General features: G+C 60.4%; 14 protein-coding genes and 7 tRNA genes. 12 read left to right on the forward strand and 9 right to left on the reverse strand.

The window, feature by feature from the left end; translation table 11 throughout:
- The first annotated feature begins 16 nt into the window (after positions 1 to 16).
- The 6 genes from CO675_RS11190 (at position 17) to CO675_RS11215 (ending at position 4,433) form a co-directional block, all read left to right on the forward strand.
- Positions 17 to 2,845, forward strand: coding sequence for a glycosyltransferase (locus tag CO675_RS11190; protein WP_097671987.1), 2,829 nt, complete (start codon positions 17 to 19; stop codon positions 2,843 to 2,845).
- Between the two features lie 178 nt (positions 2,846 to 3,023).
- A tRNA-Lys gene (locus tag CO675_RS11195) sits at positions 3,024 to 3,099 on the forward strand.
- 152 nt (positions 3,100 to 3,251) lie between these two features.
- The gene (locus CO675_RS11200; protein ID WP_097671988.1) at positions 3,252 to 3,548 is read left to right on the forward strand and encodes a hypothetical protein; all 297 of its coding nucleotides are present in this window, start codon (positions 3,252 to 3,254) and stop codon (positions 3,546 to 3,548) included.
- Positions 3,532 to 3,924 carry a hypothetical protein gene (locus CO675_RS11205; protein ID WP_097671989.1) on the forward strand — a complete coding sequence of 131 codons (393 nt, stop codon included), beginning with the start codon at positions 3,532 to 3,534 and terminating at the stop codon, positions 3,922 to 3,924. The genes CO675_RS11200 and CO675_RS11205 overlap by 17 nt, the downstream gene beginning before the upstream one ends.
- Positions 3,921 to 4,127 (forward strand): hypothetical protein, encoded by a 207-nt coding sequence (locus tag CO675_RS11210; RefSeq protein WP_097671990.1) that lies wholly within the window; start codon positions 3,921 to 3,923, stop codon positions 4,125 to 4,127. The genes CO675_RS11205 and CO675_RS11210 overlap by 4 nt, the downstream gene beginning before the upstream one ends.
- Before the next feature lie 3 nt (positions 4,128 to 4,130).
- A complete protein-coding gene (locus CO675_RS11215) occupies positions 4,131 to 4,433 on the forward strand; it encodes a hypothetical protein (RefSeq protein WP_097671991.1) in 303 nt (100 codons plus the stop codon).
- An 81-nt stretch (positions 4,434 to 4,514) separates the two neighbouring features.
- Here the strand turns inward: CO675_RS11215 and hyoA are convergent, their stop codons facing one another.
- Positions 4,515 to 8,840 (reverse strand): NACHT domain-containing antiphage protein HyoA, encoded by a 4,326-nt coding sequence (gene hyoA / locus CO675_RS11220; protein ID WP_097671992.1) that lies wholly within the window; start codon positions 8,838 to 8,840, stop codon positions 4,515 to 4,517.
- Positions 8,841 to 9,142: 302 nt separating this feature from the next.
- Between hyoA and CO675_RS11225 the strand changes: the two genes are divergently transcribed.
- Positions 9,143 to 9,682, forward strand: a complete 540-nt coding sequence (locus CO675_RS11225) for an HD domain-containing protein (protein ID WP_158231213.1) — start codon at positions 9,143 to 9,145, stop codon at positions 9,680 to 9,682.
- On the opposite strand, the gene CO675_RS11230 is transcribed toward CO675_RS11225, so the two are convergent.
- A tRNA-Trp gene (locus CO675_RS11230) sits at positions 9,651 to 9,724 on the reverse strand. The genes CO675_RS11225 and CO675_RS11230 overlap by 32 nt on opposite strands.
- Positions 9,725 to 9,729: 5 nt before the next feature.
- Positions 9,730 to 9,806 (reverse strand) — tRNA-His (locus tag CO675_RS11235).
- Positions 9,807 to 10,151: 345 nt separating this feature from the next.
- On the opposite strand from CO675_RS11235, the gene CO675_RS40465 reads away from it, so the two are divergent.
- A complete protein-coding gene (locus CO675_RS40465; protein WP_158231214.1) occupies positions 10,152 to 10,322 on the forward strand; it encodes a hypothetical protein in 171 nt (56 codons plus the stop codon).
- 287 nt (positions 10,323 to 10,609) lie between these two features.
- Here the strand turns inward: CO675_RS40465 and CO675_RS11240 are convergent, their stop codons facing one another.
- The 4 genes from CO675_RS11240 to CO675_RS11255 form a co-directional block, all read right to left on the reverse strand.
- Positions 10,610 to 11,080: a hypothetical protein gene (locus CO675_RS11240; RefSeq protein WP_143278947.1), complete on the reverse strand. Its 471-nt coding sequence runs from the start codon at positions 11,078 to 11,080 to the stop codon at positions 10,610 to 10,612.
- A 162-nt stretch (positions 11,081 to 11,242) separates the two neighbouring features.
- Positions 11,243 to 11,318, reverse strand: a tRNA-Gln gene (locus CO675_RS11245).
- Between the two features lie 91 nt (positions 11,319 to 11,409).
- Entirely contained in the window at positions 11,410 to 11,811 is a 402-nt protein-coding gene (locus CO675_RS11250) for a hypothetical protein (protein ID WP_097671995.1), read from the reverse strand.
- Between the two features lie 140 nt (positions 11,812 to 11,951).
- A tRNA-Glu gene (locus tag CO675_RS11255) sits at positions 11,952 to 12,026 on the reverse strand.
- An 8-nt stretch (positions 12,027 to 12,034) separates the two neighbouring features.
- Between CO675_RS11255 and CO675_RS11260 the strand changes: the two genes are divergently transcribed.
- Positions 12,035 to 12,265 carry a hypothetical protein gene (locus CO675_RS11260; RefSeq protein WP_143278949.1) on the forward strand — a complete coding sequence of 77 codons (231 nt, stop codon included), beginning with the start codon at positions 12,035 to 12,037 and terminating at the stop codon, positions 12,263 to 12,265.
- Here the strand turns inward: CO675_RS11260 and CO675_RS11265 are convergent.
- Positions 12,253 to 12,327: transfer RNA gene (locus tag CO675_RS11265), tRNA-Gly, on the reverse strand. The two genes, CO675_RS11260 and CO675_RS11265, sit on opposite strands and share 13 nt — an antisense overlap.
- A 104-nt stretch (positions 12,328 to 12,431) precedes the next feature.
- On the opposite strand from CO675_RS11265, the gene CO675_RS40470 reads away from it, so the two are divergent.
- Both CO675_RS40470 and CO675_RS39860 read left to right on the forward strand, forming a co-directional pair.
- Positions 12,432 to 12,593 (forward strand): hypothetical protein, encoded by a 162-nt coding sequence (locus CO675_RS40470; protein ID WP_158231215.1) that lies wholly within the window; start codon positions 12,432 to 12,434, stop codon positions 12,591 to 12,593.
- Positions 12,594 to 12,654: 61 nt separating this feature from the next.
- A complete protein-coding gene (locus tag CO675_RS39860; protein ID WP_143278951.1) occupies positions 12,655 to 13,062 on the forward strand; it encodes a hypothetical protein in 408 nt (135 codons plus the stop codon).
- Between the two features lie 2 nt (positions 13,063 to 13,064).
- Here CO675_RS39860 and CO675_RS11270 read toward each other — a convergent pair.
- Positions 13,065 to 13,151 (reverse strand) — tRNA-Ser (locus CO675_RS11270).
- Positions 13,152 to 13,203: 52 nt separating this feature from the next.
- On the opposite strand from CO675_RS11270, the gene CO675_RS40475 reads away from it, so the two are divergent.
- The gene (locus CO675_RS40475) at positions 13,204 to 13,365 is read left to right on the forward strand and encodes a hypothetical protein (RefSeq protein WP_158231216.1); all 162 of its coding nucleotides are present in this window, start codon (positions 13,204 to 13,206) and stop codon (positions 13,363 to 13,365) included.
- The last annotated feature ends 53 nt before the right edge of the window (positions 13,366 to 13,418 follow it).

Raw genomic sequence — 13,418 nt, forward strand, 5'->3', positions numbered from 1 at the left:
GTATGGTTTAACCGCGATGCGCGCCGTCGTCGCCGTCCTGTTGCTTGTCACCGCTGCCCACGCCGCCCTGTGGGGTCTCTTCCAGGAGAAGCAGTCGGCGCCCGATTTCCGTGGCACGTTGCCGAGCCTGTCCTACGCCCCGTTCGAGTCCGGCCACACCGTCGCAGATGTTGCCGCCGACACCGAGAAGGTGCGCACCGACCTGCGAAAGCTCTCGACGCTTACAAAGGCGGTCCGCCTCTATTCGTCGACCGAAGGCAACGAGCTGGTGCCGCCGGTCGCCGCCGAGTTCGGCATGAAGGTCACGGTCGGCGCCTGGATCGACAAGGACGCCAACCGCAACAATCGCGAGATCGAAGCCGCGATCAACCTGGCCAAGCGCAACAGCAACGTCATCGGCATCGTGGTCGGCAACGAAACCGTATTCCGCGGCGAGCAGGTCCCGCTGGAGAACCTCGGCTCGGTTCCGGAAATCGGCGTGCCACCCGAGGAGTCCGAACGGATCCTCCGCGAGGAGGCGCAACGCCTGCACGACGCGGAAACGCAGCCTGAAGACAAGCGGTCCGAAGCCGTCAAATGGGCGATCGCCGAAAGCAACGTCCACCGGCTGATCAAGGTGATCCAGCGCGTCAAGAAGTCGGTCAGTGTTCCCGTCACGACCGGTGAAATCTGGAACATCTGGCGCGACCATCCGCAGCTCGCCAACTCGTCCGACTTCATCGCCGCGCACGTGCTGCCGTACTGGGAAAATTTCACCGACAAGCAGGCGGTGGATCAGGCGGTCGACCGCTACAATCTGTTGCGCGACTCGTTCCCCGGCAAGCGCATCCTGATCGCCGAATTCGGCTGGCCGAGCCAGGGCTACAATCTGCGCAGCGCCGAGCCCGGCCCGTTCCAGCAGGCCACCGTGCTGCGCAATTTCGTCGCGCGCGCCGAAGCGATCGGCATGGACTACAACATCGTTGAAGCCATCGATCAGCCGTGGAAGTTCTTCGAAGGCGGCGTCGGTCCCTACTGGGGCGTCCTCAATGCCGACCGCGAGGCCAAGTTCGCCTGGACCGGCCCGGTCACCGATCTGAACTACTGGAAGATCGCACTGGTCGCCGTGCTGGTTGGCCTCTTCATGTCGCTGCCGATCCTGCGGCTGGACCAGCCGACCGTGATGCAGGCGCTGCTGCTGTCGGCCGCAGCTAACGGCGTCGGCGCCTGGGTTGCGACCGTGTTCTCGTACTGGACCACGCACTACTTCGTCTGGGGTTCGGCCTTTGCGCTCAGCCTCGGCCTCGTGCTGCTGGTTCCGCTGGTCCTGATCGCGATGGCGCGGATCGAGGAGATCGCAGCGGTGGCGTTCGGACGCGGCCCGCGCCGGCTGATCGGCAAGAGCGAGCCGCTCGCGCCCGCCACGATGGGCGAGGACGTCAAGTTTCCGAAGGTCTCGATCCACATCCCGGCCTATTTTGAACCGGTCGAGATGCTGAAGCAGACGCTCGATGCGGTGTCGCGGCTCGACTATCCGAATTTCGAGTGCGTCTGCATCATCAACAACACCCCCGATCCCGACTTCTGGCGGCCGATCCAGGATCACTGCCGGATGCTCGGCGAGCGCTTCAAGTTCATCAATGCCGAGAAGGTGCAGGGATTCAAGGCCGGCGCGCTGCGGATTGCGATGGAGCGGACGGCGGCGGACGCCGAGATCATCGGCATCATCGACGCCGACTATGTCGTGCATCCGGACTGGCTCAAGGACCTGGTGCCGGCGTTCGCCGATCCGCGCGTCGGCCTGGTGCAGGCACCGCAGGAGCATCGCGACGGCGACCGCTCACTGATGCACTACATCATGAACGGCGAGTATGCCGGCTTCTTCGATATCGGCATGGTCCAGCGCAACGAGTTCAACGCCATCATCGTGCACGGCACGATGTGCCTGATCCGCCGCGCCGCGATGGACAAGGCCGGCGGCTGGTCCTCTGACACGATCTGCGAGGACACCGATCTCGGCCTCTCGATCCAGCAGCAGGGCTGGCTGACGCACTACACCAATGTGCGTTACGGCGAAGGCCTGCTGCCCGACACCTATGAGGCGTTCAAGAAGCAGCGCCACCGCTGGGCCTATGGCGGCTTCCAGATCGTCAAGAAGCACTGGCGGCGCTTCCTGCCCGGCGCCAGCCGGCTGACGCCGGACCAGCGCCGCGAATTCTCGCTCGGCTGGCTCAACTGGCTCGGGGCCGAAAGCCTTGGCGTCGTGGTCGCGATCCTCAATCTGATCTGGGTGCCGATCGTGGCCTTCGCCGACATCGCGATCCCCGACAAGATCCTGACCCTTCCGATCATTGCCTCCTTCATCGTCTCGCTGATGCACTTCGTGGTGCTCTACCGGCTGCGGGTGAACATCAAGGCGGCCCAGATGCTGGGCGCCATGATCGCGGCGATGAGCGTGCAGTGGACGGTGTCGCGCGCGGTGGCGCAGGGCCTGATCACCGAGCATCTCGCCTTCGCCCGCACCTCGAAGGGCGGCCTGTCGCGGATGTCGATCGAATTCCAGGCGTTCTGGGAGGCCGTGATCGGCGTGCTGCTGCTGATCGGCGCCATCGTGCTCGTCGTCACCAACGGCACCAAGCAGGTGCGCGAGATCTACATCTTCGCCGGCGTGCTGGTGCTGCAAAGCCTGCCGTTCCTTGCCGCCGTTTCCATCGCGATCCTGGAGAATTCGCGGATCAACGAGTTCGCATTCTGGCGCAACAGCGCGATCCGGACGGCGGAACTGATCGGGCTCCGCCCGGTCAGCCTGCCCTCGGTCGCCGCCCCGTCGCAGCCGGTCGGCTCGGAAATCCGCCACGACAGCTGAGCTACTTCAAGAAACGGCCCTAAACACAGGCATCGGAACGGCAAATTCGCCGCAACGGTGCACAATTGACCGCCCCTCGGCTATTGACCCGATGGGCCCTGCCCCCTACACAGCGCGGGCTGGAGCATGATCCGGAGCGGCTCAAGGCCTATCGTCCGGATCCGATGTTCAGGTGAGTGAGCGCGTAGCTCAGGCGGTAGAGCACGTGACTTTTAATCATGGGGTCGAGGGTTCGAGTCCCTCCGCGCTCACCAGCTAACCACCGACAAACAAACCACTTTCCCAAATCGGCGCGCTGCTCGACTGAGGAGCGGTTGGCAATTTCCGCCTCCGAGTTGGCAAACCCCCGTTCATGGGCCGTTCCGCTGCGGGTCGGCAACGGCGCCCTCGTCGACGGGGGAGCGGCATGAACCGCTACGTCCTCAAGCCACGCGAGGCCACGATCCTGGCCCTGCTCCTCGCCGCCGATCGCGAGATGACGGCGCTCGAGATCGGCCGGGACTCCGGCCTCTGCCGCAACGGCAACACGCGGACCTGGGCCGAACTCGGCTCGTCCCTGATCCGGCCGCTGCTGATCGCCGGCGCCGCGGCGAAGTGCGGCCGCAAACCCCTTTGCTTCGAAATCACGGAACGCGGTCGGATCGCGATCGCGCTTTTCCGGGTCATCGCCAACAGAAAGGTTCGACATGACGCTGACGCTTGACGAGAAGATGAATGGCGCCGAGACCCGAGCACGGCAGCAGACGGCGGAGAGGCACTTCTTCGACCAGGCTCAGCCGTTCTTCCCGCTCGGGTTTTCGATCGGCTACCGCAATCCAGGCCACTGGGACGTTTACGCGAAGCAGTGCCCTGGCTACGCGTCGGCATGGCAAGCCGCGCATCCCGAGGGGGCCACCAGCGCCAACGACGGCGACCGTGAGCGGGCATTCCGCATCCGTGGTGCCCCGGGCGACGTGCAGGTGATCGATGAGCGTTGGAATCCCAACAATCCGCACCCGCGGGAATGGATGAAGTTTCGCAGCGTCACCGCGGCAATGGTCTGGATCTGCGAAGAGCTCATGCAGGAGCCGGGCAAATGAACAGCCAACTCTTTTGGACCGGCGTGGTCCTTTTGTTCATCGCGGCCTACTGCCTCGCCAAGACGTGGTTCCAGCCGGCCGGCATCCTGGCGACCGTCGGCGCCGTGCTCATCGTCATCGTGATCCTCACGGTCGGTATTCCCGCGGCGTTCACCGCCGGCGGCTACGTCATCACCACAATCGCCGAAATGAACGGAGGCTAGGCCATGGGCCAACCGGTATCAGACGAGCGCGCGTTCGAGCTCGCACGCCGTCTAAAAGATCACCTGACGGCCGAGGAGGCTGCGATCGCGATTATGGAATACGCGACCGATGCCATCGAGCAGGAGCGCGCTGATCGCACCTGGATCTCACCGATTAGGACCGTCGCCGATCTGGCCAACAACCTTCTGACGCTTGACCAGGCGCTCGCCGTCTACGGCGCTTACTTAATCGATCAGACGGAGGACAGCTGCCGCGCGCGAGGCCGTTCGCTCTCGCTCGAGCACGTCGTCGACATCCGGATCTAGCGGGACGCATCCATCCCGCAAAGCCTGGTTATCTAATCCTCTATAGCCATCTAAACTGGGACACGAAGATCGGTTGGACGCTCAATCAAGCCTTTTCGACAGGTCGATGCCGATAACCGTGATGTCCTCGACATGGGGATGCTTGTTGGCGATGGATTTCCAGTGAGCGCGAAGCGCCTCAAGCAGCTCTTCGAACTCGACCAGGTCTCCTGATGGAAGTTGCCATCTCCGTCCCTTGGTGCGGTTCACCATAGCGAAAATGCCGTGCGCGGAGCGATTGTCGCGCAGGTAATCGCCCGAAAGCTGGTTCTCAAGCCGCTCGAACAGCTGCGGTCCCGTCCAACGCTCCGCCAGCTTGAGCTCGGCTGGCACCGGCGCATCAAAACCAGCGCCGTGGAACCGCAAATCAGGACGTTTGTCGTCAGCAAACTCCTCTTCCTGCGTAATAGTGTATCGGCCTTGCGCCTTTCCGCGGAGTTCGTGCGCGAGATAGTTGCGCATCTCGGTCTCTTCCTGAACGCGTTGGAGGACCTTTGCGACGCTGTCGTCGCCGTTTTCAAGATCGTCCTTGAGATCGAGGAGACGCATGATTGCGAGATTGGCGAGCTCCCGGTGGTTTGTCGGATTGCGATCGAGATGTTCGTGGAAGTCTCTTACTTGCGCCGGCGACCACGGCGTCAGGTCTGCATCCTGCTCGGCTTTAGACTGCGCGTGGGATGCAAGCCACGGCCGGGATGGGGCATTCGGATGCTGGGCTGCGATCTCAGCGAGGGCCACATATGCCTCCTTGCCGGGGATCTGCTTCAGTTGACTGAATAGGGCGTTGCGGGCGTTCTGAGCATTGTCGCGCAACCCTGGGGAATACACGCCACCGCCGGATCGATCGATATCTTCGTCCTCGCGGATATAGCGCTGCATCAGGAGAAACAGTTCCTTCAAGTGCGTTGCCGTGGCGTGTCGTCGCCGAATGCCCGTTGACTCCGAACGGTGCCCGCCCAGAATCCGTGTAACGAAGGTCATCGCGAACGCTGTCTGCGCCTTAGCATCCGTAATGGACGCAAGGTGTGTTGCGACCGCCGGTATCGCTTGCTCCGGGTCTACGCCGACCCAGACTGCGTACCATATCGCCGCAACATCGGCATCGGTGGCCTGCTGGGCTTTGAGCTGCGCGAGCGCAGCCAGGTCCTCGTCGGAAACCGAGGTGCTGCCCTGAACGACGGCCAGCAGCTTGCCGAGATTGAAGAGACTGCGGACGACGTTAGTGCGAAGGAATTCCAGAATGGCTGGTGCCAGTTGCTCCCACGCCCATTGTCCCGACCAGCTCACATCGCTTAACAGATAGTGCGACTCTTCATCCGGCTTTTCGGACAACACCTCCTGTCTGATTTCATTCAAAAGGAAGTCGCCAACAATCTCAGGATAGGCTTCGAACAGCTTCGGAAACCACGGAGGAAAGCCATTCAGTTCATGGGCAGCGTAGCGGCACGCAATAAGCACCTCGTCTTTGGATAGGTTTGACGGCCAATCAGGTGTTTCCGCCGCTTCGACATCCAAACCCGCAAGACCAAAGATGACAAAGATCGGCGTCGAGTTTGTTGGCGCGCCTTCGGAGCGGAGCACCGGTCGATACCTGCGCCAGTAGGTTGTCACCCCCTCGCGATAGGCTTGCGCAACCTCTTCGCCGAACTCGGGAATTAGTTCGCGCCAACGGCCGACAGTCCATCGGTTGGCCCGCTCGGCTTTCTCGCGGAGGTACTCGTGCAAGTACCACTGAGCGTTTGAGATGTCGGTCGGGGTCTTCAACTGCGGCGCGCGGACGAACTCGACATGCGAGAGGATAAATTCCCTGGATTTCGCGCGGTCGTCTCGTTCCTTTTTCTCCCTCGCGGCGGCGCGCTTCTTCCACTTCGTTTCTTCGCGGTCGTGCTCGCTGACGGGAGGGTTGAGAAGCTCCTCAAGACGCTCTTCAAGCTCGGAATTGCTCCGCACAAGCTCGCTAAGCAGGTCGAGCCACATCGGCGGCCGATTGCCTTTCGCGTAGATTGCAAACGCGAGCGTGAGAGCAACTAGCTTGTCGTCTTGATCCGCTTCTGCGCGAATAGCCCCGGCTGCATAGTCGAAGTCATCCACCCCAAATTCCCAATAAGCGCCCAGCGTTGCAGCCTGCCAGAAGTACGTCAGGCGGCGCTCATGCTTCGTATAGCGGATGCTCTCGCGCAAGCTGTGCACGTCATACCAGAATGCCGCCCGGTTGAGCTCCAACCACGCGGGCACCAGCTTTCCGAACTCGGCCTTCAGGTCGCGAAGATCGTCATCCCAATCCTTGATCGCCCTGAACTTATGAAGGATGCCGAGCGTGGGCCTTTCGAGCGCTTCTACCCGTCTTTCCCGGATGAGCCTCTCGGCGGCGATCGAAGCAGCCTTGAGGAGCCACGCATTCTTCTTCGATACGTCGCAAAAGCCTCGCTCGATGAACGGAGGGGATTCCAGCAAAAGATTGAGGCCCTCAGCAAGGCTAGGCAGAAGCTCGGCGGGCGCGGCTTCGACAACTCGGGCGACAGCATCCGTCAGAGAGTCGACGGAAAAACGTTCCTTCGAGCCTGCTTTGCTCAAGGCCTCAAGAAGCCACGCGACTGTTTCGGGCGTCGGGTCAGGCGCGGCAACGAGCTCGCTGAGCCAATCGCGGTTGAGCACGGGCGCCTCATTCAGGAAGCTGGTTCGAAGGTCGTCCAGGTCTTGGGGCGTTGCAACCTCACGGGTCGCGCGTATCGCTGCGGTTCGCGTGTATTGTGCCGTGCTCGGGGAAATCGCTAGGGCTTTTGCTTCGCCCTTGAGCGCACCAAGGCGTCCCAGCCAGACCATCCTTATGAGAAAGCTGACGATCTCTGCATTCGCAGCATATGTCTTGAGATGAGCACGGATATCCTCGACCAATTCGGGGCTCGCGAAGCGCTGCACTGCGGCATAGTCGAGAGCACTGCGGCCGGACTTCCCGGACGCGAGCTCCTTGCACACATCGGCGAGGATGGCCTTGCGCGTTGCGAGCGGCAGGGCGCTTGGGTCGCCACCCTCGAAGAGCACTTCGGGCGCAACCCTCAGAACGCGTTCACGGATGCGCTCGTCAAGGATGGCAAGCCAAGGAAGCACCGGTCGCATGGTTGGCACGATTACTTCCACGCCGTATTGTTCCCGAAAAAGGAGGGCTTCAATTTCACGGCGTGAGGCTGATCGCTCAAGCAGGCAAGACAGCCACTCGGCTGTTAGGAATTCCCGAACTGAGCGGTGGTGAAACCGGACAGTTCCATAGATCGCTTCGTCGAATATAGGCCGCGAGAGAAGCGTTTGCTGGTCGACGTCGTCCCAATCGGGCAGGACCAGCTGAACGGCGATGCCCCTGCTGTTATGAGACCCGTCCGGCACCTGGATGGTTGGCTCCTTTCCCAAAATCGACGCCGCAGCAAGCAACCTCGCTCCCTTACGTGCACGCTTCGCCGCGAGCGGCCGGGCCTCACGATGATTCTGGTCGCGCTCCTCTAGCCTACGCTGAACACTATTGTGCATCAGCTCGAGGCGGGTACCGATGCGGTGTTCTTTGGTCCAAAACTCGACGAGCTCCTCGAGATCTTGCGGTCTCGTCGTAAAGGATTCCGCATCGGCACGTTCGATGTCCTCAAGGAATGCCTGCGTATCGCTCACGCCGCGCCCTAGCGCAAAGGCTTCGATCTGGCCCGTTGAGAGATCGTCGAGAGCGACAATTCGAAAACCCGCAGGCGCTTCCTTTTCTTTCGAATCTTCCGTGCCGAGGGCATCCAGATCGAGCAAATCCTCTAGCGAGGTGTCGACGGACGGATCGGCCGCAGCGACCTTCGTGGTCTCAGGGGCGATGGGTAGGTGACGCTCGCAAGATTCCAGATCGGTTTTGGCGCGCCACGCACTTGTGCGTCCCGTCAGAACGATGTGCGCTCGCGTGCTCGCCGCCTGAATGCGACGGCCAAGCTTGCGAACAGCCCGCTCAAAATCCCCGGGGTTGCGAAGCCGCGCTTCATCGACGGAGTCCAAAAGTAGCCAACCTTCGTCGGTGGAGGACAGCCACTCTTCGAATTCATCGAAGGTGCCGACCTCAAACGCCTCCTCGAAATCGCCGGGAATGTGTTCGAGCCGTAGAAAGAACGCTTTCTTTCCTTCGGCACGGAGACGATTCGCGGTCTGCCGTATTTCCTCGGTCTTGCCCGATCCCGCCTCGGACAAGATGACAGTGCGATAGCCTTTCAGAAGATCGTCCCATTGCAGACGAGAGCCAGAGAAGAAAGCTTGGTTCAAGTCGAAAGCATCGCTCTCGCGCGCATGCTTGGTGAGTTCGTGAAATGTGCGTCCCAACTGGACGAAAGGATATGATGCTTTTGTCATATGACCCATTTGTATCAGAGTTGCGCTAAATATAGGACAGTACAGGTGAAGGCCGCCATCTTGTTCCAGGCCAACAGATGCGCCCTTTTTCCGCGTGCAATGGATCTGAAGAATAACCTTCGATTTTTGGCGTTTTGGTTCCGTGGATGCGTGGGCGGGAGCCGTCGCTTGTCCGGCTTTGCAGACCGTATCCCAGCCGGCTGGGTCGCCATAAACATGGGGGGGCCTGGCGACGAAGCGTCCAGGTCTTTGGCCCGCGAATATCTGGCCGCCCAGCGGCAGCAGCGGGCATCGGAGGAAATATGAACTTGATCGAAAAGGCCCGCGAGTTCGCGCGGGAAAAACACGCGCAACAAAAACGGAACTACACCGGCGAACCGTACTTCCTTCACCTCGAGGAAGTCGCCAGTATCGTGGAGCGCGCCGGCTTGTCAGAGACCGCGATCGCGGCTGCCTGGCTGCATGACACCGTCGAGGACACCGACGCCACCCTGCCCGAAATCTGCGCGAAGTTCGGCTCGGCCGTCGCGCTGATGGTGCTCGACCTCACGGACACGCCGCCGGGGTATGGCTTGAACCGGGCGAGCCGAGGAGAAATTGACCGGCGCCGCCTCGCCGCGGCAAGCCCGGAAACGCAGGGGGTCAAATGCGCCGACCTCATCAGCAATACGTCGTCGATCGCGAAGCATGACCCCGGATTCGCGACCAAGTATCTGCCGGAGAAGCGCGCCACGCTCGAGATCCTGACAAAGGCGCCGGCGCCGCTGCTCGAACAAGCATGGGCTTCGCTGCGCGCGGCCGAAGGTGAATTGGCAGGAGCGGTAGGAATCGAACCCACGTAACCGGTGTTGGAAGCCGGTGCCTTACCACTAGACGACACTCCCATATTTGGTCCCTGGGGCCAGATTCGAACTGGCGATCACCGGTCCACAGCCGATCGCTTTGGGCCTCTAAGCTACCGCAGGGGAAAATGAACACAGCAACCGCGTCGACCGCATCGACATACGAGCGCTACAAGACGGCGCGCCTATCCGGCATGTTCTCGGCGCCGGCAAGCCGCTCGATCGGCGTCTCTACTACCCGAGGCTATCGTCTCGAGGAGCGGCTGAGGACCGAGCTGCCTGCCGATCGGTATGAGGCGTTGATGTCGCCCGCGGCTCGAAGGCATCGCCGCCAACTGTCCCGACCACAGGCACCGACTTGCTTGTGCAAGCCGGCGGACGATTTCGCCGATGCGAAATCAAATCGTCAACAGCGTCACCGCCATCTGTCATCACGGGCCGCACCCTTGCCCGGAAAACGGAAGGTCAGATGCGCAAGGCCGAGTATATCGGCGGCACGGTGGACGTTTTCATTTTGGTCGATCTGACAGTGGAGAACCTGTTTATCGTTCCGTCCGATCGCGTCGACGGCGTTAGGGAGTTTACCCTGACAGAAGGGTCTGATGCATGGGATTTCAAAGATCGGTTCGATCTGATTTAGCGTCCTACCATTGAACCAAAGCGGCAATGCGCAAAGAAGGATCAGTGTGCTGGAATGTGAAGCGCTGCATACGCGAACCAAGCCGCAGCAGCCGAGGCAAGAGCCGATATTGCAGCCAGGGCTGTCGAGATGAGCGCATAGCGTGGGAGCTTGCTGGTTGCGACTAGCGCGTCATACTCAGCGATCGCTCGAATGATCTCCGCTTCGCTTGTCCCTCCTGCACTGCGGCTGCGATGGAGAAGGTCGACAAGCCGCTCTCGGTCTTTCGACATGACCAGAACTCCATCTTAGCCGACGAGATCGCCAATCAGCTGAAGCGCAAAGCCGACGAATAGAAAAAACACCCCACGCTTTTGATAGTAGAAGCGCTGGATCGCTGAGCCATTTTCAAGATAGGGGCCAGACGCTTCCGGCATGATAAGCTCGCGCATTGCGACAGATGGCAAGTTGTCGGGTCGAGTCTCACGATAGTGATCGAGCGCAGAATCAATCTCTTCCAGCAAAAATAGTCGCAGCACGCCCGCAATATCGAACAGCAACCCCGACGCAGTCAAAACATGGCCGGCATTGAAAAATAAGCTTAGCGGCAGCAGGAGTACTGCCACCGAGATGATAATTTGAATGATGCCGCGGATGGTCCGGAACGCGGACAACTCATCGCCTGCAATTTTACAGAGGACGGGATCAATAGCTTTCGTCCAAATCCAATTTCCCAACCGTGCAATTAGAGAATTCTCCCATTCGTACCCGCTAAGCATGAAAAGCCTCCCATTTCGAAAACGCGGACATACTGCACGAGTTTCAACCCGTGAGACAATACAACCCGGGGGTCGACACTTGGTCGCGGGTACGGGGGTCGAACCCGCCAGTCCAGGCTTATGAGAGCCGGCCCCTTCGCTACCGAGGCCCCGCGAGTAACATGGCAGGCGCGACAGGACTCGAACCTGTGGTCTCGGAATCAAAATCCGATGCCTTGGCCAGCTTGGCTACGCGCCCAGAAGGGAATAGCCGATGAACGAAGAACGTGCTTCAGCGACAAGCCTGGCGCAGGTTATTGCCTAGCGCCGCGTCGCACCCCTGCTCGGCGCTACTCGCTCTTGGCTTTTGCCAAGCAATCGTCGCCGGCTGAAAGCTGCTCGATCTCCACGAAAGCCACCGTGCTGATAACGGCCGCGGGCAGCACAACCAAGTTTTCGGCGTCTCGTACCGCAGTTGAGTTACCAAACGGGACCAAAAAAGGCTGGATCGATCCGACGATCAAATGGTGATCCGCGGTGCGAAAATACGTTCTCGAGCACATGAACGCCCCGCTCCCACTGCCGTTCGAATACCTCGCATGGATCTTAAATCCGTTTGGGATCGGCGTGATAAGGGTATGAATATCTTGATGACTTCCGATCACTGAAGCATGGTCGAGCATAGGGCTGTTGTGCGTGAACGGCGCAACAACACTGTCAGCCCTGGCCTCGCCCAGTCCCAGGAACGCCACTGCAAGTGTTCCAATTGCTGAGGTCAATCTCGAAGGATGTCTCATGAGAGTGCTAACCCAATATCGGGAGAAAGATACTACCCCAGATTGAAGCTCAAGCTCCATTCCGTCAACCCGAAAGTCGAGGGCCAAGCTGGACATGGCGCTCCCTACGGGAGTCGAACCCGTTTCCTCACCTTGAAAGGGTGATATCCTGACCGGTAGACGAAGGGAGCAGATGAAGATGTCGATCGACGAACTCGCCGCAGCAAAGGAGGCGGCCAGAGCCGAATTCGAGGCCGCCTGCCGATCGCAGACGATCACCGAGGCGGAATTCAATCCGATCCGGGAACGGTACATCGCGGCGATGCGCCAGCACCACGACGCCTGCGCGCCGCTCTGGCAAGGCAATCCGATCGAGCTGGCGCCCGAGGTCTATGCCGGCCGCCCCATTCCAGTTTATGGCGCGGGCTAGGAGAATCGAACTCCTACCTCCTGGGTGGAAGCCAGGCGCGCACCCCAGTACGCCAAGCCCGCAAAGAAAAACGTGGAGAGAGCTCGAATTCGGCTCAAGATTTGCCGGCGTAGCGGTTAGCCTAGTCCCCTATCGGCGCGTGTATCGCTGTAAGGGGAGTTTTTGTATGAAGTACGTTCTACTCGCGATTCTGGTGGCGGCTGCCGCCACGCTCTACGTGGTCATCAGCAAGGGCGCTAAGCGGTCGTTTACCGAGGACTGGTTTGCAGCGACGTTCTGGGCGACGGTTGGTGCAGGATTGCTCGCCGCCTTTTTTCTGTTCGCGTAGTCGATTGGCGAAGACGAGAGCCTGGTAATCCGCTTTTGACCAAAGCCCGCGCGGAGTGAAGATGAAGGCGCTCTATTGGCTTTTCGTAGGCGGCATCCTTTGGTTGTTCGCATATGTATTCGTTGATGCGGAGGGGCCCGCTCCACCTCTCCATTGGGAGCCATATGCCACCAACAAAGAAAGCGGAAAGCTCGTTTGGGTTTGGGCTGGTCCATATGCTACTCGCGACGAATGCATGTTCAACGCGAGGAAAGATCCGCAGAATTCCGCATCGAGAGAGCCGCTTGGCTGCTTGTACTTCGGCTATCAGAACCGGTACGTGCAGTGGATCGTCAACTCACTAGTTGCGCCTGGCGATTGGCGCTGTATCGCCCGCATGACCAAACGCGAGAAATTTGACGACCCGGTCTTTCAGCCGATCCTGCGCGACGGAAACAGCGAGGGCGACGGCTGGAAGTGCGATCTTTGAATTGGCGGAGAGGACAGGGATCGAACCTGCGCGTCCCGAAGGACTCGGCGCCTTAGCAAAGCGCTGCCTTACCGCTCGGCCACCTCTCCAAAAGCTGATACAAGGCTGGCTTTGCAGCCAGCGCGACAAGTCGGATTACCCATGGATGAACTGAAGAAATTCACGAATTGGTGGAGCTTGATGGCGGCCGCAGGCGTCGCGATCCTCATCGCAGCCATTAACCAACAGAACCCAGCCGGAATGTATTTCAGGGCTGCTGCTCGGCGGCATCGGCGAATGGATCTGCAGGCCGACGCGCACTGAAATCGTTCGCGGCGCCGTACCGGGCCAGTTCATCAAACACATCAGCACCCCGT

The organism is Bradyrhizobium sp. C9 (genome assembly GCF_002532045.1).
Taxonomy (GTDB): domain Bacteria; phylum Pseudomonadota; class Alphaproteobacteria; order Rhizobiales; family Xanthobacteraceae; genus Bradyrhizobium.